Genomic DNA, 24,009 nt, shown 5'->3' with positions numbered 1-24,009 from the left:
GCACCTAGGGGCTGTTCCGTACGGCGATCCCGTCCAGCACCATCGACAGGTACTGCCGGGCGATCTCCTCGGGGCTGTGCTGTCCGCCGGGCCGGTACCAGGACGCGGCGACCCAGACCGTGTCGCGCACGAACCGGTAGGTGAGCCGGACGTCGAGGTCGGCCCGGAAGGCCCGCTCGGCGACGCCCCGCTCCAGCGTGGACAGCCAGGCCTTCTCGAACCGGCGCTGCGATGCGGCGAGGAACGCGAACCGCTCCTGCGCCACGAGCTGTCTGCTCTCCTTCTGGTAGATCGCGACGGCCGCGCGATGCCGGTCGATCTCCCGGAACGACTCGGTGACCAGGGCCTGGAGCGTCTCGCGTGGCCCGAGCCCGGCGCCGAGGACGGTGTCGTAGCCGTCCCACAGCTCGTCGAGGAAGGTGCGCAGGATCTCCTCCAGCATCGATTCCTTGGAGTCGAAGTGGTAGTAGAGGCTGCCCGCGAGCATCCCCGCGTGATCCGCGATCTTGCGGACGGTGGTGGCGTTGTAGCCCTGTTCGGCGAAGACCTCGGCGGCGGTGGCGAGGAGTTCACTGCGGCGCGCGGGCGCTGCGGCGCTCACCTGGGGCTTCTTCTTGGTCGGCACATCGTCCATTGTCCTAGGCCCGTTGACTGCTGACGGCGACGACCTCGCCCGTCATGTACGAGGAGTAGCCGGACGCCAGGAACACGATCACGTTGGCCACCTCCCAGGGTTCGGCGTAGCGCCCATAGGCCTCGCGCGCGGTCAGTTCCTCCAGCAGTTCCGCCGAGGTCACCTTCGCCAGGTGCGGGTGCATGGCGAGGCTCGGCGCGACGGCGTTGACCCGGACGCCGTAGCCGGCCGCCTCCAGGGCCGCGCACCGGGTGAGGGCCATCACCCCGGCTTTCGCGGCGGCGTAGTGCGCCTGTCCCGCCTGCGCGCGCCAGCCGACGACGGAGGCATTGTTGACGATCACGCCTCCTCCCGACTCCCGCAGCAGCCGCAGGGCGGCGCGGGTGCACCGGAAGGTGCCGTTCAGCGTCACGTCCAGAACGCGGGACCACTGCTCGTCGGTCATGTCGACGAGCTCCGCGGTGCCGCCCAGACCGGCGTTGTTGACCACGACGTCGAGGCGCCCGTGCTCCGCCGCCGCTGTCTCGAAGAGGACGCGCACCTGGGTCTCGTCGGTGACGTCGCAGGGCACCGCGGTGACCGCCTCGCTGCCGAACTCTCCGGCCAGCCGGGCCGCGCACTCCTCCAGGCGACGCGCATGCGCGTCGCTGATCAGCACGCGGGCCCCCTCCTCCAGGAAGCGCCGCGCCGTGGCCCCGCCGATCCCCGCACCGGCCGCCGCGGTGACGACGGCGGTCCGCCCTTTCAGCAGGCCGTGCCCGGGCACGTACCCCGGGCTCTCGACGTCCGTCATGGGCTCACGCTAACCTACCAAACACTTGTTAGGGAAGGAGGGGCGGCCATGGACCTGGCGTTCTCCCCGGCGGACGAGGCGTTCCGGGCCGAGGCGCGGGAGTGGCTGCACGCGCACGTGCCGCGCGCGCCCCTGCCCTCCCTGGAGACCGAGGAGGGCTTCGCCGCGCACCGCTCCTGGGAGGCGGAGCTCGCCGCGGACCGCTGGTCGGTCGTCAACTGGCCCGCGCGCTACGGCGGAAGGGACGCGGGACTCCTGCGGTGGCTGCTCTTCGAGGAGGAGTACTGGGCGGCGGACGCGCCGGGCCGCGTCGGCCAGAACGGCATCCAACTGCTCGCCCCGACCCTCCTCGACCACGGCACCGAGGAGCAGCAGGCCCGGATCCTGCCCCCGATGGCCTCCGGCGAGGTGGTCTGGGCGCAGGCCTGGTCGGAGCCCGAGGCCGGTTCCGATCTGGCGTCCCTGCGGGCGAGGGCCGTGCGCACGAACGGCGGCTGGTTGCTGACCGGCCAGAAGACCTGGTCCTCGCGGGCCGCCTTCGCCGACCATGCCTTCGGCCTGTTCCGCAGCGACCCGGACGCGGCGAGGCCCCACCAGGGCCTGACGTACCTGATGTTCGGACTGCGCGCCCCGGGTGTCACGGTCCGCCCGATCGCCCGTCTCGACGGCAAGCCGGCCTTCGCGGAGCTGTTCCTGGACGAGGTCTTCGTGCCCGACGAGGACGTGATCGGCGAGCCGGGCCGGGGCTGGCGGATCGCGATGTCGACCGCGGGCAACGAACGCGGTCTGATGCTCCGCTCCCCCGGCCGCTTCCTCGCCTCGGCCCGCCGGCTGGAGGAGCTGTGGCGGCGGCGGGGCCGGCCGGCGGCCGCGCGGGACCGGGTGGCCGACGCCCTGATCGGCGCCCGCGCCTACCGGCTCTTCACCTACGCGGCCGCCTCCCGCCTCCTGGACGGCGAGAGCGTCGGCCCCGAGTCGAGCCTCAACAAGGTCTTCTGGTCCGAGCTGGACATCGCGCTGCACGAGACGGCCCTGGACCTGCTCGGCCCGGAGGGTGAGATGGCGGACACCGAATGGGCGGAACGATACGTCTTCGCCCTCGCCGGGCCGCTCTACGCGGGCACGAACGAGATCCAGCGGGACATCATCGCCGAGCGCCTGCTCGGCCTGCCGAAGGGCCGCCGCTGATGCCGGGGGCTCTGGCGCCGCGAGCGGCGGCGTTCGCCCCGTCGCGACGCCCGGCACGCACTCTCGCCGCACCGTGACGCCGCTCCCTGGCGGGCAGACGCTGCCTGCCGCGGCCTACCGAAGGGGCATGTGATGCGCTTCCTCCTCGACGCCGAGCAGCGGGCCTTCGCCGCGTCGCTGGACGCCCTGCTGACGGCGGCCGGCACCCCGGCGGTGATCCGGGACTGGAGCCGGGGCGACCATGCGGGCGGGCGGGCGCTGTGGTCCCGTGTGGCGGACGCGGGCGTGTTCGCGCTGGCGGTGCCGGAGGCGTACGAGGGTCTGGGCCCGCGGCCGGTCGAACTGGCCGTGGCCTTCGTGGAGCTGGGACGCCACGCGGTGCCGGGGCCCCTGGTCGAGACGGTCACGGCGGCGGCGCTCCTCGCGGGGGCGGACCCGGGGACGGCCGAACGGCTGCTGCCGGCGCTGGCGTCCGGGGAGGCGATGGCGACGGTGGCCCCCGAGGGGGCGCACGCCCTGGACGGTGACGCGGCCGCCGTCCGGATCGCCTGGGCGCCGGGCCGCATCCGCCTCTCCCCCGGCCACGGTCCCGTGCGCCCCTCCCTCGACCCGGCCCGTCGCCTCACCCCGCTCCTCCCCGGCGGTGATGTCCTCGGTCTCCCCACGGACGAGGCCCTCACCTGGGCCCGCCTCACCACCGCCGCACAGGCCCTCGGCGTGGGCCTGGCGCTCCTCGACAGAACGGTCGGATACGTCAAGCAGCGCACCCAGTTCGGTGTCCCCGTCGGGTCGTTCCAGGCGGTCAAGCACCGGCTGGCCGATGCGAAGATCGCCCTGGAGTTCGCGCGCCCGCTGGTGTTCGGCGCCGCGCTGACCATGGAGCCCGCCGACGCCGCCGCCGCCAAGGCCGCCGCGTGCGAGGCGGCGTACACCACAGCCCGCACCGCGCTGCACCTGCACGGGGCGATCGGCTACACCGCGGAGTACGGACTGTCGCTGTGGCTCACCAAGGCCCGGGCCCTGCGCACCGCCTGGGGCGCGCCCGAGGAGTGCCGGGCCCTGGTCGTCAGTGCGACTGGTGATCGCCGCTGGTGATCTCCCGGTACTCCTCCACCGTCGGCTTCTCGATCCGCGCGTCGGGCCCGTACATGGCGTGCGCGAGGCGGGCGCGCAGCCGCTCGGACCGCTTGACCTTGCGGCGGACACCCCCTGCGTCGACCTCGCGCCCGATCTCGTACGGCGGGAGCTGCTCGTGCTGGGTGAGCGTGTGCAGCTCGGCCTGCGCGAGGGGCTCGTGGACCTCGATGTACTCGCCGGTCGGCAGCCGCTTGACGGTGCCGGTCTCCCTGCCGTGCAGCACCTTGGCGCGGTCGCGGCGCTGCAGGCCCATGCAGATCTTCTTCGTGACGACGAACGCGGCGACCGGCAGCACGAAGACGCCGATCCGCACGAACCAGGTGATCACGTTGATGGACAGGTGCAGATGGGTGGCGACGATGTCGTTGCCGCCGCCGATCAGCAGTACCGCGTACAGGGTCAGCCAGGCCACGCCCAGGCCCGTGCGCACGGGCGCGTTGCGCGGCCGGTCCAGGATGTGGTGCTCGCGCTTGTCGCCGGTGATCCACGCCTCGATGAAGGGGTAGAGGCCGAGGGCGAGCAGGATCAGCGGGAACAGCGAGAAGGGGATGAACACGCCAAGGACGAGCGTGTGCCCCCAGAGGTTGATCTCCCATCCCGGCATCACCCGGATCAGGCCCTCGGAGAAGCCGAGGTACCAGTCGGGCTGGGCGCCGGTGGTGACCAGGTCGGGGCGGTAGGGGCCGAAGGCCCACACGGGGTTGATCTGGGCGATGGCGCCCATCACCGTCAGGACGCCGAAGACGAGGAAGAAGAAGCCGCCCGCCTTGGCCATGTAGACCGGCAGGAAGGGCATCCCGACGACCGACCGCTCCTTGCGCCCGGGGCCCGGGAACTGGGTGTGCTTGTGGTAGAAGACCAGGATCAGATGGGCGGTGACCAGGCCCAGCATGATCCCGGGCAGCAGCAGGACGTGGACGGGGTACAGCCGCGAGATGATGTCCTCGCCCGGGAACTCCCCGCCGAACAGGAAGAACGACAGATACGTCCCGACGATCGGGATGGACAGGATCGCGCCCTGCGCGAAGCGGATGCCGGTGCCGGACAGCAGGTCGTCGGGGAGGGAGTAGCCGGTCAGGCCGGTGATGATGCCGAGCATCAGCAGGGTCCAGCCGAAGAGCCAGTTCAGCTCGCGCGGCTTGCGGAAGGCACCCGTGAAGAACACCCGCATCATGTGCACCAGCATGCCGGTGACGAAGACCAGGGCCGCCCAGTGGTGGATCTGGCGGATCAGCAGCCCACCGCGCACATCGAAGCTGATGTCCAGCGTGGACTCGAACGCCTTGCTCATGAGGACGCCGTTGAGCTCCGTGTAGGAGCCGTTGTAGACGACCTCCTGCATGCTGGGCTCGAAGAACAGGGTGAGGTAGACGCCGGTGAGGATCAGCACGAGGAAGCTGTAGAGGGTGACCTCGCCCAGCATGAAGGACCAGTGGTCCGGAAAGACCTTGCGCATGTTGGCCTTGGCCAGGGCGTAGAGCCCGAGCCGCCCGTCCGCCCAGTCGGCGAGCTTCTCGCCCGTGCCGGCGGGAGGTCTCCGGTCGGCGGAGTCCGTCCCGTACACCCGTCGTGCGCCGTCGTCGCCCATACGTCGTCGCCTCCCCGTCGGATCCTTCCCAGCGTGGCACGGGGTCGCGGCCGTGCAAACGGGGCGTGGGGACGGTTGGGCCAAGGGGACCAGCGGCCGGTTCAGCGACCGGCGGTGTCCCGCACGATCCCCTGCGCCCGCGCGGCCACCAGCCACTTCGGGAACTCGCCCACCAGCCGGTCGTACAGCTCGGTGTCCGAGACCCTCCGGGGATCCTGCCCCGCGTGGAAGAACCCCGCGTTGTCGACGACCCGCTTGCCCGGCACGGCCAGATCGTCCAGCTTGCGCAGGAAGTCGAACTGTTTGCTGCCCGGGTCGCCGAACCCGATGAACTGCCAGAACAGCGGCAGCTTCGCCGCCTTGCAGAGGTACCGTTCGGCGGCGAGCTTGTTGATGGGCCCGCCGTCGGTCTGGAACACGACCAGGGCGGGCTCGGCCGACCCGCTGTCGAGGTAGTGGTCGATCACGGTGTCCATCGCCAGGTGGTAGGCGGTCTTCCCCATGTGCCCGAGCCCGGCCACGATCCGCTCGATCTTTCCGTGGTGGTCGGCGAGCGCGATGTCGGTGACGGCGTCGACGTCGGTGGAGAAGAAGACCACGGGCACGCTGCCGTCGTCGTCCAGGTGCGCCGACAGCCCGAGCACCCGGTCGGCCAGCGCCTGCACACTGCCGTCCTTGTAGTACGGCTTCATCGAGCCGGAGTAGTCGACCACGAGGTAGACCGCGGCCCGCAGCCCGTCGAGGCCGTGCTTCGCGAGGGACACCCCGGCGCTCTTGTAGAGGTTCACCAGGGCGGGAGCGGTCTCCTGCACCTTGCTCAGACTGATCGCGACCATGGGCCGCATCCTCTCACTCCTCGACGGCCGCGCCGTTCACGCCTCGAGGACCGCTCCGTCGCTCAGTTCCAGCACCCGGTCGGCGAGGCCGAGGAGCTGGGGGTCGTGGGTGGCGACCAGGGCCGTGACGCCCTCACTGCGGACCACGGCCCGCAGCAGCTCCATCACCGCCAGGCCGGTGGCGGCGTCGAGCTGGCCGGTCGGCTCGTCGGCGAGCAGCAGCGCCGGGCTGTTGGCGAGGGCCCGGGCGATGGCGACCCGCTGCTGCTGTCCGCCGGACAGCTCGGCAGGCCGCTGCGTCTCGTGGCCGGCCAGTCCCACCAGGCCCAGCAGCAGCGCCACCCGTTCCTCGCGTTCACGCGGCTCGGCCCGGCGCAGCCGCAGGGGCACGCCCACGTTCTCGGCGGCGGTGAGGATGGGGATGAGCCCGAAGGACTGGAAGACGAAACCGATCCGGTCCCGGCGCAGTTCCAGCAGCTCGCTCTCGCCGAGCGCGGACAGGTCGGTGCCGTCCACGACGACACGGCCGCGCTGCGGGGCGTCGAGGCCGCCGATCAGATGGAGCAGCGTCGACTTGCCGGAGCCCGAACGGCCCTTGAGGGCGACGAGTTCACCGCGGCCGACGGCGAAGGAGGCCCCGCGCAGCGCGTGCACCGCCGCGGCCCCCGTGCCGTAGGAGTGGTGCAGGTCCTCCACCCGCAGCATCGGCTCGGCGGGCGCGTCGTCGGTGAGGGTGGCACCCGGGCCCGGGCCGGTGTTCTCGGTCATCACGGCATCCCATACGCAACCGGTCCGGGTGGTCAAGAGCGGAACACCGCGGGTTCGAACTCATGTGCCTGACAGGTAACTCCGTGATATGCATTCCGGGTTGGGGGAAGAGCGGCTCGGCCGACGGGGTGGGACTGGTGTGACGGGCTTACTGCTGCTGCGCGCACGCGCGCACCGGCTGCTGCTCACGGCCGCCCTGCTCGCCGTCCTGCTGACCGCCTCGGTGCTCGCGGCCCTCACCGCCTTCTCCGGCTCTGTCGGGGACGCGGCACTGCGCTCCACTCTGAGCGGCCGGGCGGCGGTCTCCGCCGCTCTGCTCGTCGAGGCCGACGTGCCCCGGGAGCGGCGGGACGCGGCGCAGCGGGCCGTGGAGCGCGGTGCGCGGGAGGCGTTCGGCGGGCTGCCGGCGACCGTGCGGAGGCTGGAGCGGTCCGGGCCGTACGCGCTGCCCCGTTCCCTGCGGAAGGCCGACGCCCGCACCGGCGAACCCGACCTCACGCACCTCGCCGCCCTCGACCGGTCCAGGATCGGGCTGGTCTCGGGCACCCTGCCGGGCCCGGCCCCGGCGGACCGCGACGGCGCCGTACCCGTCGCGCTGCCCGAGGCGGCCGCCGGCCGGCTGGGGCTGCGGCCCGGGGCGCGCGTCGAACTCACCGACCGACTGGGCGGCGAGCCGCTCGTGGTGCGGGTGACCGGCGTGTACCGGGCGGCCGACGGCACCGATCCCTACTGGCAGGCGGACGAGCTCGGCGGCCAGGGCATGCGCACGGTCGTCTTCACCACGTACGGGCCGCTGCTGGCCGACGCCTCGGTGCTCGCCTCCGGCCGGGTCTCCGAGGGCGGTACGGGCTGGGTGGCCACGGCCGACTACCGGGCCTTCGGCACCGACGGCATGGGTGCCCTCCGCGAGTCTGCCGTGCACGCGGCCGCGGCGTTGCGCAAGGACCCGGCCCTCGGGGGCGAGGCGGACGTGCGCACCGGGCTGCCCGAGGTGCTCGACGGGGCGGGGCGGGCCCTGCTGGTGTCCCGGTCCACGCTGCTGATCGTCTCCGTGCAGCTGGTGCTGCTCGCCGCGTACGCGCTGCTGCTGGTGGCCCGGCTGCTGGACGCCGAGCGGGCGGGCGAGACCGAACTGCTGCGGGCCAGGGGCGGATCACGTGGCCGGATCGCGGGGCTCGCCGCGCTGGAGGCGCTGCTGCTCGCGGTGCCGGCCGCGGTCGGCGCCGCGCTGCTGGCGGGCCCACTGACCCGGCTGCTGGCCCGGTGGTCCTCCCTCGACCGGATCGGGCTGCGGCTCGACACCGCCCCGGCGGGCCGGGTCTGGCTGGTCGCGGGCGGGGTGGCCCTGGCCTGCGCGGCGGCGGTCGTCGTGCCCGCGCTGGCGGCGACGGCGGGCGGGACGATACGGCTGCGGCGCGTCCGGGCCGCCACGACGGCCGCGCCGGTGCGCGCCGGAGCCGATGTGGCGCTGCTGCTGATCGCGGGGGTGGCGTACTGGCAGCTCGACCGGCAGACCGACGCGACCGGCGGCGGGGTGCTCGGCCGGGACCGGGCCGGGGAGCTGGGCATCGACCCGCTGCTGATCGCGGCGCCCGCGCTGGCGCTGCTGGCGGGCACCGTGCTGACGCTGCGTCTGCTGCCGTTCGCGGCCCGGCTCGCGGAGCGGCGCTCCTCCAGGGGGCGCGGGCTGCCGGCGGCGCTGGCGGGCTGGCAGTTCAGCCGGCGTCCGCTGCGCGGGGCGGGGCCGGTTCTGCTGCTGGTCATCGCCGTGACGACCGGGATGCTGGCGATCGGGCACGGCGCGTCCTGGGACCGGTCGCAGGACGACCTGGCCGACTTCAGGACGGGCGCCCCCGTGCGGGTCCTCGACTACCGGCCGGGCAGCCCCGGGCAGTCCGGCCTCTACACCGGGCTGCCCGGGGTCCGGGACGCCGCCCCCGCGCACCGCGCCTCCCTGGCCCTCTCCGGCGGCGGCCAGGCGACGGTCCTGGTCCTGGACACCTCCCACGCCCGGGACGCGATGCTGATGCGCGGCGACCTCGCCGACGAGCGCCCGGAGAAGCTGCTGCGGACCCTGGCGCCGCCCGCGCCGAACGAGGGCCGGGCGGTACGGCTGCCCGACGGCACCCGGCGGATCGCCCTCGACGTGCGCCTCTCGGACGTGCGGGCCCGGACGGGACACTCCCCCTCCGACCGGGCACCCCAGCTCACGGTGGTCGTCGAGGACGGGTACGGCATCGCCTACCGGCTGGGCGCCGGGACCGTCCCGGTGGACGGCCGGGTGCACCGGATCCGGCTCGACCTGGACACGACGGCGGCGAGCCGCCGTGCCGCACCGGCCGGACCGCTGCGGATGACCGGACTCCAGCTCGACGACACGGCTCCCTCGGGCCGCGCCGAACAGCACCGGTTCACCGTGGAACGGCTGCTCGCCGCCGGCCGCGACGGCCCCGCCCGGACCGTGACGGCGCCCGCTGGGCTGCGCTGGCGGGGCGGCCGGACCGTGACGGAGAACGGCGAGGTCACCGCCCGCACGGCCGCCCGGCCCACCGTGTCGGACGCCGCGCCGCTGACCGTGTCGTACGGCACCGGCGTCGACCGCGGCGACGGCTACGGCGCGGCCCCGATCTACACCGTCCGCCTCGACACCGCCGGTGCCCGGGCGCCGCGCAGCCTGACGGCCGTCGCCACCCGGGACTTCCTGCGCGCGGCCGGGGCCGAGACCGGCGACAGCATCGACGTGCCGCTGTCCGGGGAGCAGCTGCGGGTGCGGATCGTACGGTCGGTCGAGGCACTGCCGACCACCGCCGCCGACCTGGCCGGTGAGGCCGTCTCGGGTGGGGCGTTGCTCCTCGACCTGCGGGCCGTCGACGCCGTGCTGGCACAGCGGGCCAGTGCGCCGCTCACCCCCACCGAGTGGTGGGTGAGTACCGCCCCCGGCCGGGCCGGCGAGGTCGCCGCCGCGCTGCGGGCGCGCCCCGACCTCGAAGCGCGGCAGGTGCTGGTGCGGGACGAGACGGCGGCCGAGCTGCTGCGGGATCCGCTCGGCGCCGGTCCGCGTGCGGCGCTGACGGCCGTGGCGGTGGCCGCCGTGGCCTTGGCCGCCGGGGGGTTCGCGGTGAGCGGCGCCGGTGCGCGCCGGGAGCGGACCTCGGAGTTCGCCGTGTTGCGCGCCCTCGGCACACCCCGCCGGGACCTCGCCCGGCTGGTCGCGACGGAGCAGAGCCTGCTCGTCGGCGCGGGTCTGCTCGCCGGGCTCGGTCTCGGCACTCTCCTGACCCGGGCCGTCGTGCCGCTGATCGTGCTGACCTCCGACGCCGCGCGGCCGGTGCCGCCCGTCCTCGTCGAACTTCCGCTGTCCCGGGTGGCGTTGCTGCTGGCGGGGGTGGCCGCGCCGCTCCTGCTGATCACCGCCGCGTCGGCGCTGCGCCGCGCCGAGCCCGCGGTGGCGCTCCGCGATCAGGGGGAGGACTGAGATGCCGCGTCACGACCGGGGCGCGCCCTGGGTGCGGACCCGGCTGCGGACCGCGCCCCTGTCCGCCGTCGCCTTCGGTGTGCTGGTGCTGGTCACGGCGTTCCTCGCGGCCGTCCTGCCCCGGGCCGTCGAGGCGTACGAGACCGACGGGCTGCGCGAGAGCCTGGCCACCGCCTCCCCCGACTCCACCGTGCTGGAGCTGAGGGCACCGGCGCCGGGTCTGGAACGGCCGGAGAGGGCCCGTGCGGAGGCGGTGTCACCGGAGGCGCTCGCGGCGGTCCACGACACCGCCCGGGGCCTGCTCCCCGCACCGCTGCGGGCGGATCCGGCGCAGTCGGCGTACGGGGTGCGCACCGCGAAGAGCCTCGTGGCGCTGGACGCGTCGCTGCCCCGTCCCGACGGGCTGCCGCCCCGGTTCACCGCGTTCGCCCAGTCCGGAGCGGCCGGTCACGCCACCGTCCGGGAGGGCCGGCTGCCCACCGCCGGGGCGGTGACCGTGGACACCAGGGTGGTGGAGGGCGCGGTGACCGCCGAGACCGCCCGCACCATGCGGCTGCGGACCGGGTCCGAACTCACCCTGGCCGGGTTCACGGACGGGCCGCTTACCGTTCGGATCACCGGCATCCTCGAACCCCTGCATCCGAAGCGGAGTTACTGGTCGGCGGAGCCGGTCCAGCGCACCCCGGCCTTGACGAACAACGGGGGCCGCCCCCCGCAGCTCTACTGGGAGGCGGGGGTCCTGCTGGCGCCGGGGGCCGCGCCGGCCCTGCTCGGCGGGCAGGGCGAGCCGGAGAAGTACTGGCGGATGGCCCCCGAGACGGGCCGGCTCACCGGGACGGACACCTCCGCGCTCGTGGCCGCCGTGGCGTCCCTGGAGAACGGGCCGGGGCTGGTGCGGATGCGGGGTGTCGCCGGTCCGACGGCCCAGCTGTCCACCGGTCTGGAGCAGGTGGTCGGCTCCTACACGGCGGCCCGTGAGGCGATCACCCCCGTGGTCGCGGTCGCGGCCTTCGGGATCGCCGCGGTCGCCGTGGTCGTCCTGGTGATGAGCGGCGGTCTGGCCGCCGCCCGCCGCGAGGCCGAACTCGCCCTGCTGCGGGCCCGGGGCGGCTCCCTGAGCGGTATCGCCGGGCGGCTGCTGGCGGAGACGGCGGTGCCCGCACTGCCCGGCGCGGCCTGCGGTCTGCTGTTCGCCGTGCTCGTGATCGACGAGGCCGAACCGCTGCCCTCCGTGCTCGGGGCGGGCGCCGTGGCGCTGCTCGCGTGCGCCGTACTGCCGGTGCGTGCCCTCGTGGCGCATCGCCGGCCCCGGGCGCACCTGGAGCGCGACGACCTCGCCCACTCCAGGCCGGGCGCGCGCCGCACCATCGCGGAACTGACCCTGCTGGTGCTGGCCGTGGGCTCGGTGGCCGCGCTGCGCCGGCGCGGTACGGGCGGGTCGGGCGATCTGCTGGTGAGCGCCGCCCCGGTGCTCGTCGGGCTGGTCGCCGCGCTGGTCCTCGTCCGGCTGTATCCGCTGCCCCTGCGGTGGGCCGCGGGCCCGGCGGCGCGGCTGCGCGGTGTGGTCGGGTTCCTGTCGCTGGCCCGGGCGGGCCGCTCACCGGCGTCGGTGGCCACGCTGCCGCTGCTCGCCCTGCTGACGGCCCTGACGACGGCCGCGTTCGGGGGTTCCGTGCTGCAGGGCGTGGCGGACGCCCGGGACCGGGCCGCGCTGCTGGCGACAGGCGCTGACGCCCTGGTCTCCACGACCGACGGCGCTGCCCTCCCGGCGGGTCTGGCACGGGCGGTGGGTGACGTGGAGGGCGTGCGGCAGGTCACCGCCGTGAGCATCATGTACGCCTCGGAGGGCGCCTCCGACGAGGCGCAGTCGCTGCCCGTGGTCGGGGTCGAGCCGGACTCCTACGCCGAGGTGGCCCGGCGGATGGGGCTGGGCGGCTTCCCGGCCCGCCGGCTGGGGGTCGGGGACGGGGTGCTGGGCGCCGTCGCCTCCCCCGACGTCGCCGAGCGGCTCGGACGGGCGCCGCGCCGGATCGTGACGGACGGCGGCCCCGTCAGGGTGCGGATCACCGAGGTGCGCCCCCGCACCCCGGCCCTGACCGAGGGCGAGTTCCTGCTGGTCGACACGGCGGGCCTGAAAGGCGTCGGCGGTCCCACGACCCTGCTCGCGGCCGGTGCCGGCCTGGACGCGAAGGCGCTGCGGGCGGCCGTACGGGAGGCCGGGGCGGACCTGTCGGTGACGCTGCGCGGCGAGGAACGTGCGGCGCTGTCCGACACGCCGTTGCAGGAGGGCGCCGAACGGATCTACGTCTGGGCCGTCGCCGCGGGCGCCGGGTACGCCGTGCTCGCGTTGGTGTTCGGTCTGCTGCGCACCGCGCCGGAGCGGGCCGCGCTGCTGGCCCGGCTGCGCACCCTCGGTATGACGGCCCGCCAGGGGCGGCGCCTGCTCGGCCTGGAGGCGCTGCCGCAGGCGCTGCTCGCGGCCGCCGGGGGCATGGCCGTCGGCTGGGCCACGGTGGGGCTGCTCGCCCCCGGCATCGACCTGGACCGGCTCGCCCTGGCCGGCGCGGCCGGCGTCACGGCACCGGACGCCGTGCTGCGGACCGACGTGTGGTCACTGGTCCTGCCCGCGGCGGGCGCGGTGCTGCTGGCCGGGGCGGTGGCCGTCGCGCAGGCCTGGTGGGCCGGACGCCGGACACCGATCACTCACCTCAGGGCGGGAGACATGCGATGAGCGGTACGACGGAGTCGCTGGACGAGCTCCAGCGCCGGGTGGCCCGGCACCGCGACCGGCCCGCGTACGGGCACGACGCCCTGATCGCCTGTGACCGGCTGGTGCGGATCTTCGCCCGGCGCGGTGGCGGGGACGCCGTGGAGGTGCAGGCGCTGCAGGGGCTCGATCTGCTGGTGCGGGAGGGCGAGTTGATGGCCCTGGTGGGGGCGTCCGGCAGCGGCAAGTCGACGCTGATGAACATCCTCGCGGGTCTGGACGTCCCGACCGCGGGCGCCGCGAAGGTCGCCGGCCGCGATCTGCTGACGATGGACGCGAAGGCCCGGCTGCGCTACCGGCGTGAGGTGGTGGGCTTCGTCTGGCAGCAGACGGCGCGCAATCTGCTGCCGTACCTGACGGCCGCGCAGAACGTCGCCCTGCCCATGCAGCTGGCGGGGGCCTCCCGTCGGAAGCGGGCCGGGCGGGCGGACGAGCTGTTGTCCCTGCTCGGCGTCGCCGACTGCCGGGACCGGCGTCCGCAGGCGATGTCCGGTGGCCAGCAGCAGCGCGTCGCGATCGCCGTCGCCCTCGCCAACGCCCCCGCCGTCCTGCTCGCCGACGAGCCGACCGGCGAGCTGGACTCGGCGACGGGGCAGCAGGTCTTCGCGGCGTTCCGCCGGGCCAACGAGGAGCTGGGGACGACGATCGTCATCGTCACGCACGACCAGGCGGTCGCCGGCGAGGTCCGCCGCACGGTCGCGATCCGCGACGGCCGCACCTCGACGGAGGTACTGCGCCGCACGGAGGTCGACGCGTCGGGCCTGGAGTCCCTGGTGGCCCGTGAGTACGCGATGCTCGACCGCGCGGGCCGCCTCCAGCTGCCGGCGGAGTACACCGCGGCCCTGGGCATGGCGGACCGGGTGCTGCTGGAGTTGGAGGAGGACCACATCCAGGTGCGGCCGGACGGGCACGCGAGCGCACCGGGAACCGGGGACGAGAACGGCTGAGGACGTGCGACGGCGCCCGCCCATTCGTCCGGTCGGGGACAAGGGGCAGGCGCCGTCAGTGTTCCGCACGCCTTTGTGCGGGACGTTCTGTGAGGCCAGACCGTGTGAGGCGCGGTCGGACCAGGTGAGGTGCGGTCAGACCATCAACGCGCGGTCCGTCGGGCGGATCGGCGCCGGCAGCTCGCTCGCGCCCGTCAGCGCACGGTCCACGCCGCGCGCCGCCGAGCGGCCCTCGGCGATCGCCCAGACGATGAGCGACTGGCCGCGGCCCGCGTCACCGGCGACGAACACGCCCGGCACGTTGGTCTGGTAGCTGTCGTCACGGGCGATGTTGCCGCGCTCGTCGAGCTCCAGGCCGAACTGCTCGACCAGGCCGTTGTCCCGGTCGGTGCCGGTGAAGCCCATGGCGAGCGTGACGAGCTGCGCGGGGATCTTGCGCTCGGAGCCCGGCTTCGGGGTGAGCTTGCCGTCGATGAACTCCACCTCGGTGAGGTGCAGCCACTGGACGTTGCCGTCCTCGTCGCCCTCGAAGTGGGTCGTCGAGACGGAGTAGACGCGCTCGCCGCCCTCCTCGTGCGCCGAGGTGACCTTGTACAGCATGGGGAAGGTCGGCCACGGCTGGGAGGCGTCGTTCCGCTCCTCGCCCGGGCGGGGCATGATCTCCAGCTGCGTGACGGAGGCCGCTCCCTGACGGTGGGCGGTGCCCACGCAGTCCGCGCCGGTGTCGCCGCCGCCGATGACCACGACGTGCTTGCCCTCGGCCGAGATCGGGGGCGCCACGAAGTCGCCCTCCTGGACCTTGTTGGCCAGCGGCAGATACTCCATGGCCTGGTAGATGCCCTTGAGTTCGCGGCCGGGCACCGGCAGGTCGCGGGCCGTGGTGGCGCCGACGGCCAGGACGACCGCGTCGTAGCGCTTCTTCAGGTCCGTGGCCTTCAGGTCGCGGCCGATCTCGATGCCGGTGCGGAAGCGGGTACCCTCCGCGCGCATCTGCTCGATGCGGCGGTTGATGTGCCGCTTCTCCATCTTGAACTCGGGGATGCCGTAGCGGAGGAGGCCTCCGATGCGGTCCGCGCGCTCGTAGACGGCGACGGTGTGGCCGGCCCGGGTCAGCTGCTGGGCGGCGGCCAGCCCGGCCGGGCCCGAGCCGATGACGGCGACGGTCTTGCCGGACAGGCGCTCCGGGATCTGCGGGGCGACGTCCCCGGTCTCCCACGCCTTGTCGATGATCGAGACCTCGACGTTCTTGATGGTGACCGGCGGCTGGTTGATGCCCAGCACACACGCCGACTCGCAGGGAGCGGGGCACAGACGGCCCGTGAACTCCGGGAAGTTGTTCGTCGCGTGCAGACGCTCGGAGGCGGCCGCCCAGTCCTCGCGGTAGGCGTAGTCGTTCCACTCGGGGATCAGGTTCCCGAGCGGACAGCCGTTGTGGCAGAACGGGATGCCGCAGTCCATGCAGCGGCTGGCCTGCTTGCTGATGATGGGCAGCAGGGAGCCGGGAACGTAGACCTCGTTCCAGTCCTTGACGCGCTCCTCGACGGGGCGGGACTTGGCGAGCTCGCGCCCGTGGTTCAGGAAGCCCTTCGGGTCAGCCATTGATCGCCGCCTCCATCATCTTCTCGTGGGTCTCGGTCTCGGAGAGACCGGCTCGCTCGGCGGCTTCCTTGGCGGCGAGCACTGCCTTGTACGTGCTGGGGATGATCCTGCTGAACCGCTCGACGGCGGTGTCCCAGTCGGCCAGGAGCTTCTCGGCGACGGTGGAGCCCGTCTCCTCCTGGTGGCGGCGGACCACGTCGTGCAGCCACTGCTTGTCGGCGTCGTCGAGCGGCTCGACGGCGTCCAGGTTGCCGGCGTTGACGTTGTCGGGGTCCAGGTCGATCACGTACGCGATACCGCCGGACATGCCGGCCGCGAAGTTGCGGCCCGTCTCGCCGAGGACCACCGCGTGGCCACCGGTCATGTACTCGCAGCCGTGGTCGCCCACGCCCTCGGAGACGACCGTCGCACCGGAGTTGCGGACGCAGAACCGCTCACCGACCTTGCCGCGCAGGAACATCTCGCCGCCGGTGGCGCCGTAGCCGATGGTGTTGCCGGCGATGACGCTGTACTCGGCGAGGTGGTCGGCCGCGCGGTCCGGGCGGACCACGATCCGGCCGCCGGACAGGCCCTTGCCGACGTAGTCGTTGGCGTCGCCCTCCAGACGCAGCGTGACACCGCGCGGGACGAAGGCGCCGAAGGACTGGCCGGCGGAGCCGGTGAAGGTGATGTCGATGGTGTCGTCGGGCAGGCCCGCGCCACCGAACTTCTTCGTCACCTCGTGGCCGAGCATGGTGCCGACCGTGCGGTTGATGTTGCGGATCTGCACCTGGGCGCGCACCGGCTGGGCGTCGGTGGCACCGGTCGCGGCGAGCGCGTCCGAGGCCAGCTTGATCAGCTGGTTGTCGAGCGCCTTCTCCAGGCCGTGGTCCTGCGCCATGATCTGGTGGCGCACCGCGCCCTCGGGCAGGTCGGGCACGTGGAACAGCGGCTCCAGGTCCAGGCCCTGTGCCTTCCAGTGGTCGACGGCCCGCGTGACGTCGAGGGTCTCGGCGTGACCGACGGCCTCCTCGATGGAGCGGAAGCCCAGCTCGGCGAGGATCTCGCGGACCTCTTCGGCGATGAACTGGAAGAAGTTCACGACGTACTCGGCCTTGCCGTTGTACCGCTCGCGCAGGACCGGGTTCTGCGTGGCGATGCCGACCGGGCAGGTGTCCAGGTGGCAGACGCGCATCATGACGCAGCCGGAGACGACGAGCGGCGCGGTCGCGAAACCGAACTCCTCGGCGCCGAGCAGCGCGGCGATGACGACGTCGCGGCCGGTCTTCAGCTGGCCGTCGGTCTGCACGACGATGCGGTCGCGCAGGCCGTTGAGCAGCAGGGTCTGCTGGGTCTCGGCGAGGCCGAGCTCCCAGGGGCCGCCGGCGTGCTTCAGCGAGGTGAGCGGGGAGGCACCCGTACCACCGTCGTGACCGGAGATCAGGACGACGTCCGCGTGCGCCTTGGAGACACCCGCGGCGACGGTGCCGACGCCGACCTCGGAGACCAGCTTGACGTGAATCCGCGCTTGGGGGTTGGCGTTCTTCAGGTCGTGGATCAGCTGGGCGAGGTCTTCGATGGAGTAGATGTCGTGGTGCGGGGGCGGCGAGATGAGGCCGACGCCCGGCGTCGAGTGCCGCGTCTTGGCGACCCACGGGTAGACCTTGTGGCCGGGCAGCTGGCCGCCCTCGCCGGGCTTGGCGCCCTGGGCCATCTTGATCTGGATGTCGTCGGAGTTGACCAGGTACTCGGAGGTCACACCGAAGCGGCCGGAGGCGACCTGCTTGATGGCCGACCGGCGGGCCGGGTCGTACAGGCGCTCCGGGTCCTCGCCGCCCTCACCGGTGTTGGACTTGCCGCCCAGCTGGTTCATGGCGATGGCGAGGGTCTCGTGCGCCTCCTGGGAGATGGAGCCGTACGACATGGCGCCCGTGGAGAAGCGCTTGACGATCTCGGAGACGGGCTCGACCTCGTCGATGGAGATCGGCTGCCGGTCCGACTTGAAGCCGAACAGGCCGCGCAGCGTCATCAGCCGCTCGGACTGCTCGTTCACGCGCTCGGTGTACTTCTTGAAGATGTCGTACTTGCCGGAGCGCGTGGAGTGCTGGAGGCGGAAGACCGTCTCCGGGTCGAACAGGTGCGGCTCGCCCTCGCGGCGCCACTGGTACTCGCCGCCTATCTCCAGCGCGCGGTGCGCCGGGGCGATGCCGGAGGCCGGGTAGGCCTTGGCGTGCCGGGCGGCGACCTCCTTGGCGACGACGTCGATGCCGACACCGCCGATCTTGGTGGCCGTGCCGTTGAAGTACTTCTCGACGAAGGCCTCGTCGAGACCGACGGCCTCGAAGACCTGGGCGCCGCGGTAGGAGGCGACGGTCGAGATGCCCATCTTCGACATGACCTTCAGCACGCCCTTGCCGAGGGCGTAGATGAGGTTGCGGATGGCCTGCTCGGGCTCGATGCCGGGCAGGAAGGTGCCGGCGCGGACCAGGTCCTCGACGGACTCCATCGCCAGGTACGGGTTGACGGCGGCGGCGCCGTAGCCGATGAGCAGGGCGACGTGGTGGACCTCGCGGACGTCACCGGCCTCGACCAGCAGGCCCACCTGGGTGCGCTGCTTGGTGCGGATGAGGTGGTGGTGGACGGCCGCGGTGAGCAGCAGCGACGGGATCGGCGCGTGCTCGGCGTCCGAGTGGCGGTCCGACAGGACGATCAGGCGGGCGCCGTTCTCGATGGCGGCGTCGGCCTCGGTGCAGATCTCGTCGATGCGCGCGGCCAGCGTGTCACCGCCGCCGTGCACCCGGTACAGGCCGGACAGCGTCGCAGCCTTGAAGCCGGGCATGTCGCCGTCGGCGTTGATGTGGATGAGCTTGGCCAGCTCGTCGTTGTCGATCACCGGGAAGGGCAGCAGGACGCTGCGGCAGGAGGCCGCGTTCGGGTCGAGCAGGTTGCCCTGGGGGCCCAGCGCGGAGCGCAGCGAGGTGACGAGCTCCTCGCGGATCGCGTCCAGCGGCGGGTTGGTGACCTGCGCGAACAGCTGGGTGAAGTAGTCGAAGAGCAGCCGCGGGCGGTCCGACAGCGCGGCGATCGGCGAGTCGGTGCCCATCGAGCCGATCGGCTCGGCGCCGGCCTTGGCCATCGGCGCGAGGATGACGCGCAGCTCCTCCTCGGTGTAGCCGAAGGTCTGCTGGCGGCGGGTGACCGAGGCGTGCGTGTGCACGATGTGCTCGCGCTCGGGCAGGTCCTCGAGCTCGATCTCGCCGGCTTCGATCCACTCCGCGTAGGGGTTCTCGGCGGCGAGCTCGGCCTTGATCTCGTCGTCCTCGATGATGCGGTGCTCGACGGTGTCGACGAGGAACATGCGGCCGGGCTGCAGACGGCCCTTGCGGACGACCTTGGAGGGGTCGATGTCCAGGACGCCGACCTCGGAGCCGAGGACGACGAGGCCGTCGTCGGTGACCCAGTAGCGGCCGGGGCGAAGGCCGTTGCGGTCCAGGACCGCGCCGACCTGCTTGCCGTCGGTGAAGGTGACGCAGGCCGGGCCGTCCCAGGGCTCCATCATCGTGGAGTGGAACTGGTAGAAGGCGCGCCGGGCCGGATCCATGGAGTCGTGGTTCTCCCACGCCTCCGGGATCATCATCAGCACGGAGTGCGGCAGGGAGCGGCCGCCCAGGTGCAGGAGCTCCAGGACCTCGTCGAAGGAGGCGGAGTCGGAGGCGTCCGGCGTGCAGACCGGGAAGATCCGGTCGATGGCCTTGTCGTCGGACCCGAACAGGTCCGAGACGAGCTGCGACTCGCGGGCCACCATCCAGTTGCGGTTGCCCTTGACGGTGTTGATCTCACCGTTGTGCGCGACGAAGCGGTACGGGTGGGCCAGCGGCCACGACGGGAACGTGTTCGTCGAGAACCGGGAGTGCACGAGCGCGATCGCGGAGGCGAAGCGGCGGTCGGACAGGTCCGGGAAGAAGGGCTCCAGCTGGCCGGTGGTCAGCATGCCCTTGTAGACGATGGTCCGCGCGGACAGCGACGGGAAGTACACGCCGGCCTCGCGCTCGGCGCGCTTGCGCAGCACGAAGGCCTTGCGGTCGAGGTCGATGCCCTCCGAGACGCCGTCGCCGACGAAGATCTGGCGGAAGACCGGCATGGTCGACCGGGCGGTGGCTCCCAGCAGCTGCGGGGCGACCGGCACCTCGCGCCAGCCGTGGACGGTGAGGCCCTCGTCGGCGGCGATCGTCTCGATCTGCGAGACGGCGTCGGCGGTGGAGTCCTCCGGCAGGAAGGCGATGCCGACGGCGTAGGAACCGGCGTCGGGCAGTTCGAATCCGGCCACGTCACGGAAGAAGGCGTCCGGGACCTGCGACAGGATGCCGGCGCCGTCGCCGGAGTCCGGCTCGGAGCCGGTGGCGCCACGGTGTTCGAGGTTGCGCAGGACGGTCAGAGCCTGCTCGACCAGGGTGTGGGACGCCTCGCCGGTGAGTGTGGCGACGAAGCCGACGCCGCAGGCGTCGTGCTCGTTGCGGGGGTCGTACATACCCTGCGCAGCAGGGCGAGCATCCATGAAGGACCAGTTCTGGCCATTCGCGGAATGCTGGGACGGCTGGCGCGGCGTACGCATCGGCTCTCCCGTCGTCGTCATGTGGCATATGCAAGTGCCGAGGGACGACGTTGGCCCTCGCGTGATCGCAAAATTTCGTGCAGGTTACATGATGGAGCGGTTCTCGGGAACCGGGATAATCCGTTCCAGCATGCGGACACCGCGGGTGCGCGGCGGGGGTACCGCGCCGGCGGTGGAAGCTATGGAGGGCACGGAACGATCGGGTCAGATCGGTTTCCATCGGCCCGCGGAGCGGGACAGGCGTCTTCGCCCACCCCGCTGGGGGTGCGCGGCGAGCGTCGTTGCCCGCAGCGCTTACGGCTCATGCCCGGTGGTTCCGCATTCGAAACCAGTGAGTAACGGCTACCTATGCGGTCCCTTGCATAGGTCCGAGCCGCGCTATCCTACGGCCGTTCCGAACAAGGTGCCCAGGGCGTACGTCACACCGGCCGCCGCGCCTCCCAGGAACAGCTGCCGAAGCCCGCTGTACCACCAGGTGCGTGCCGTCACCTTGGCCACCACCGCACCGCACAGGAAGAGCCCCAGCAGCGCCAGCAGCACCGCCGGCCACATGCTGCTCCCGCCCAGCAGATAGGGCAGGACGGGAATCAGCGCGCCCAGCGCGAAGGAGCCGAAACTCGACACGGCGGCCACGGTCGGCGAGGGCAGGTCACCGGGGTCGATGCCCAGCTCCTCCCGGGCGTGGATCTCCAGCGCCTGCTCGGGGTCCTTCGACAGCTGCTGGGCGACCTCGCGGGCCAGCCCGGCCTCGACACCCCTCGACTCGTAGAGCGCGGCGAGCTCGGCCTCCTCGTCCTTGGGGTGCTTGCGCAGCTGGCGCCGCTCCACGTCCAGCTCGGCCTCGACGAGCTCGCGCTGCGAGGCGACGGAGGTGTATTCACCGGCAGCCATGGAGAAGGCGCCGGCGGCCAGGCCCGCCAGTCCGCTCAGGACGACGGTGTGCTGGCTGACCGCGCCACCGGCGACGCCGGTCATCAGGGCGAGGTTGGAGACGAGACCGTCCATCGCACCGAACACCGCGGGACGCAGCCAGCCGCCGTTCACGTCCCGGTGCGTGTGGTTGTCCCGGTGCGCCTCGTGCAGCGTCGCCTCGGTGTCGATGATGGCCATGGAAGATCCCCACTCCCCGTTCTTTGGACAGATTCCAGAGTTTTACAACCCATAAACTACGCCCTGAATTCCACTCTCGCCAGCAAGGAAAGGCTGCGCTAACCTGCGGTTTTACCGTTTCGCGCTCACTTGATCATCAGTGCGCCCAAATGTCGACCGGGTGATGCTGGGGCTCGTGAGGCTCGGCGGAGTCACCGGAGTGGGACACATGCCGTATGGCATCGATCGCCTGCATCCCCTCCGTCCCGGCGCCCGGGGACGCCACCGGGCTCCGCGCACGCGCACGCGGCGCACTGCTGGGCCTGGCCGTCGGTGACGCCCTCGGGGCCCCGGCCGAGAACATGAAGCCCTCCGAGATCCGCGCCCGGTGGGGCCGCATCACCGGCTACGTCACTGACAACCCGTCCGGCACGGACGACACCGAGTACGCGATCTTCTCCGGCCTCCTGCTGGCCCGGCACGGCTCGGCGCTCACCCCGGCCCATGTGGAGGCGGCCTGGCACGAGTGGATCGCCGACCGCGACGAGGGCCCCTTCCGGGGCGCCGGTTTCAGCGAACGCGGCACGCTCGAGAACCTCCGCCGAGGGCTGGCCGCCCCGATCTCCGCGCAACACCGGCACGCCTGGAGCGACGGCCTGGCCATGCGCGCGGCCCCCTTCGGGGTGTTCGCGGCGGGCCGCCCGGCGGAGGCGGCCCGGCTGGTCGCGATCGACGGTTCGGTGAGCCACGACGGCGAGGGCATCTACGGCGGGCAGGCGGTGGCGGCGGGCGTCGCGGCGGCGATGGCCGGCGCGCCGTCGACCGCGGTGGTGGCCGCGGCCCTCGCGGTCGTCCCCGACGACTCCTGGACGGCCCGCAGCCTGCGCCGCGCGGTGGCCGTCGCCCACCGCGGCGAACGCGCGGTCCGCTCCGCGGTCGTCATCGGCGGCTACCCCTGGACCGACCTGGCGCCCGAGGCGGTCGCCCTGGCCTTCGGCGCGTACGCGGCGGCCGACGGCGACTTCGAGCAGTCCGTCCTGACCGCGGTGAACATGGGCCGCGACGCGGACACGACGGCGGCGGTGGCGGGGGCCCTGGCGGGTGCCACCCGGGGCGTGTCGGCGATCCCGCAGTGCTGGGCGACGCCCATCGGCCCGGTCCACGGCAGATGCCTCCCGGCGATGGCGGGCTACCACGTCCTGGACGTGGCGGACCTGCTGACACCGCCGGCCGCCGCCCCGCCGACCGACGGACCGGAGACCCCCGCATGACCACCCTCGAACCGGCCACGGCCCCGGCCCCGGCCCCGCACGAACCCGCGACCCCACCCGCACCCGCCGACGGCGAACGCGCCCCGACCCCACCCGAACCCCCCGCACCCGCCGACGGCGAACGCGCCCCACGGGAGACCAGGACCCCGCGGGTGACAGTTGCGGGCGGTGCGCGGGCGGGAGACAAAAGGTCCGAAGGCGAAGCCGAGGCCTCGAGACGAGCCGAAGGCCTCCTGCTCGGACTGGCCGCCGGCGACGCCGCCGGCTGGCCCGCCGCCCGCCACAGAGCCGCCCGCATGCCCGACTGGACCCGCCGCCTCACCCGCGAACTCGACACCTTCGCCGAACACAACGCCACGACCACCCTCCCCGTCCCCATCGCCCTGAACCAGCCCCCCGAGCCCCTCCGCCTCGGCCCCTCCGACGACGCCGAGTGGGCGGCCTTCGCGGCGGAAGCCCTCCTGCGCGCAGGCGACGACACCGTCCTGAACGACCTCAGCCGAGAACGCCGCACCCGAGCCGCGATCGACCTCACCTGGAACGCCCTCGCCGCCGAGGTCGCCGCCGCGGCGGACCGCGCCCCCGAGATCGAGTCCGCCGTCCTCCCCCTGCGCGCCCGCATCTCCGTCCGCGCCGGCCTCGGCAACCTCGCCACCGGCCTGCGCCCGCCCGCCACCGGCCACGACAACCCGCACTACTTCGACGACGCCGCCTGCGTACGCGCCTGCGTCCTGGCCATGGCCCACCCCGGCGACCCCCGCAGCGCCGCCGACCTCGCCGAGTTCGACGCCCGCTACACCCAGGACGGCGACGGCGTCCACGGCGCCCGCGCGATGGCGGCGGCGCTCGCCCTCGCCCTGGCCGGGGCGGACGTGGACGCCTGTGTCACCGCGGCCCTCACCGAGCTCCCCGAGGAGACGGAGATCGGCCGCAACGCCCGCCAGGCCCTGCAGCTCGCCGCCGCCGCGGACAACGCCTTCGCGCTCGTCCCGCCCCTGGAGCACCAGATCGTCGACCACGTCTACAGCTACGGCATCGCCGCCGCCGAGACGGTCCCGGTCGCCCTCGCCCTGGCCACCGCAGCCCGCGGCCGCATCGCGCAGGCGATCCCCGCCGCGGCCTGCCTGTCCCGGGTCGCGGACTCCGCCCCGGCCCTGGCGGGCGCCCTCACCGGCGCCCTCGGCGGTGGCGCGTCGATCCCCGCCTCCTGGCGGGAGACCTGCCGCACCCTCTCCGGCTGCGTCCTCCCCCGCCTCACCGGCACGGACCTCGTGGAACTCGCCGAACTTCTGGAAGCGGTACAACCGGCCCGTCCGGGTGGATGAT

At 73.3% G+C, this 24,009-nt stretch carries 15 protein-coding genes; 7 read left to right on the top strand and 8 right to left on the bottom strand.

Features of this window, described 5'->3' with window-relative positions; all coding sequences use genetic code 11:
- Positions 1–4 precede the first annotated feature (4 nt).
- Both BJ965_RS28945 and BJ965_RS28940 read right to left on the bottom strand, forming a co-directional pair.
- Positions 5–625 (bottom strand): TetR/AcrR family transcriptional regulator, encoded by a 621-nt coding sequence (locus BJ965_RS28945; protein WP_184912522.1) that lies wholly within the window; start codon positions 623–625, stop codon positions 5–7.
- Positions 626–638: 13 nt separating this feature from the next.
- Positions 639–1,427 (bottom strand): SDR family oxidoreductase, encoded by a 789-nt coding sequence (locus BJ965_RS28940; protein WP_184912520.1) that lies wholly within the window; start codon positions 1,425–1,427, stop codon positions 639–641.
- A gap of 48 nt (positions 1,428–1,475) precedes the next feature.
- Between BJ965_RS28940 and BJ965_RS28935 the strand changes: the two genes are divergently transcribed.
- A complete protein-coding gene (locus BJ965_RS28935) occupies positions 1,476–2,615 on the top strand; it encodes an acyl-CoA dehydrogenase family protein (RefSeq protein ID WP_184912517.1) in 1,140 nt (379 codons plus the stop codon).
- Between the two features lie 132 nt (positions 2,616–2,747).
- Entirely contained in the window at positions 2,748–3,710 is a 963-nt protein-coding gene (locus BJ965_RS28930) for an acyl-CoA dehydrogenase family protein (RefSeq protein ID WP_184912515.1), read from the top strand.
- Here the strand turns inward: BJ965_RS28930 and qcrB are convergent.
- From qcrB to BJ965_RS28915, 3 genes are all read right to left on the bottom strand, one after another.
- On the bottom strand, positions 3,682–5,340 hold the full coding sequence (gene qcrB, locus BJ965_RS28925) for a cytochrome bc1 complex cytochrome b subunit (RefSeq protein ID WP_184912512.1): 1,659 nt from the start codon (positions 5,338–5,340) through the stop codon (positions 3,682–3,684). The two genes, BJ965_RS28930 and qcrB, sit on opposite strands and share 29 nt — an antisense overlap.
- Positions 5,341–5,441: 101 nt before the next feature.
- Positions 5,442–6,176 carry a vWA domain-containing protein gene (locus tag BJ965_RS28920; RefSeq protein ID WP_184912510.1) on the bottom strand — a complete coding sequence of 245 codons (735 nt, stop codon included), beginning with the start codon at positions 6,174–6,176 and terminating at the stop codon, positions 5,442–5,444.
- Positions 6,177–6,212: 36 nt separating this feature from the next.
- Entirely contained in the window at positions 6,213–6,944 is a 732-nt protein-coding gene (locus BJ965_RS28915) for an ABC transporter ATP-binding protein (RefSeq protein WP_184912508.1), read from the bottom strand.
- Positions 6,945–7,083: 139 nt separating this feature from the next.
- Here BJ965_RS28915 and BJ965_RS28910 point away from each other — a divergent pair, with 139 nt between their 5' ends.
- The 3 genes from BJ965_RS28910 to BJ965_RS28900 are packed head-to-tail and all read left to right on the top strand — an operon-like array spanning position 7,084 to position 14,133.
- The gene (locus BJ965_RS28910) at positions 7,084–10,419 is read left to right on the top strand and encodes an FtsX-like permease family protein (protein WP_184912506.1); all 3,336 of its coding nucleotides are present in this window, start codon (positions 7,084–7,086) and stop codon (positions 10,417–10,419) included.
- A gap of 1 nt (position 10,420) precedes the next feature.
- On the top strand, positions 10,421–13,150 hold the full coding sequence (locus tag BJ965_RS28905; protein WP_184912504.1) for an ABC transporter permease: 2,730 nt from the start codon (positions 10,421–10,423) through the stop codon (positions 13,148–13,150).
- Positions 13,147–14,133: an ABC transporter ATP-binding protein gene (locus BJ965_RS28900; RefSeq protein WP_184912501.1), complete on the top strand. Its 987-nt coding sequence runs from the start codon at positions 13,147–13,149 to the stop codon at positions 14,131–14,133. The genes BJ965_RS28905 and BJ965_RS28900 overlap by 4 nt, the downstream gene beginning before the upstream one ends.
- 135 nt (positions 14,134–14,268) lie before the next feature.
- On the opposite strand, the gene BJ965_RS28895 is transcribed toward BJ965_RS28900, so the two are convergent.
- The 3 genes from BJ965_RS28895 to BJ965_RS28885 all read right to left on the bottom strand — a co-directional run bounded on the left by BJ965_RS28895 (position 14,269) and on the right by BJ965_RS28885 (position 21,433).
- Positions 14,269–15,732, bottom strand: coding sequence for a glutamate synthase subunit beta (locus tag BJ965_RS28895; RefSeq protein WP_184912499.1), 1,464 nt, complete (start codon positions 15,730–15,732; stop codon positions 14,269–14,271).
- On the bottom strand, positions 15,725–20,323 hold the full coding sequence (gene gltB / locus BJ965_RS28890) for a glutamate synthase large subunit (RefSeq protein ID WP_184917658.1): 4,599 nt from the start codon (positions 20,321–20,323) through the stop codon (positions 15,725–15,727). The genes BJ965_RS28895 and gltB overlap by 8 nt, the downstream gene beginning before the upstream one ends.
- A gap of 378 nt (positions 20,324–20,701) precedes the next feature.
- Entirely contained in the window at positions 20,702–21,433 is a 732-nt protein-coding gene (locus BJ965_RS28885; RefSeq protein ID WP_184912497.1) for a VIT1/CCC1 transporter family protein, read from the bottom strand.
- Between the two features lie 215 nt (positions 21,434–21,648).
- Here BJ965_RS28885 and BJ965_RS28880 point away from each other — a divergent pair, with 215 nt between their 5' ends.
- Positions 21,649–22,683 (top strand): ADP-ribosylglycohydrolase family protein, encoded by a 1,035-nt coding sequence (locus BJ965_RS28880; protein ID WP_184912495.1) that lies wholly within the window; start codon positions 21,649–21,651, stop codon positions 22,681–22,683.
- The gene (locus BJ965_RS28875; RefSeq protein ID WP_184912493.1) at positions 22,680–24,008 is read left to right on the top strand and encodes an ADP-ribosylglycohydrolase family protein; all 1,329 of its coding nucleotides are present in this window, start codon (positions 22,680–22,682) and stop codon (positions 24,006–24,008) included. The genes BJ965_RS28880 and BJ965_RS28875 overlap by 4 nt, the downstream gene beginning before the upstream one ends.
- Position 24,009 lies beyond the last annotated feature (1 nt).

This window comes from Streptomyces luteogriseus (genome assembly GCF_014205055.1).
Taxonomy (GTDB): domain Bacteria; phylum Actinomycetota; class Actinomycetes; order Streptomycetales; family Streptomycetaceae; genus Streptomyces; species Streptomyces luteogriseus.
Note: the sequence above shows the minus strand (reverse complement) of the source record. Positions and strands in the feature narration are given on the sequence as shown.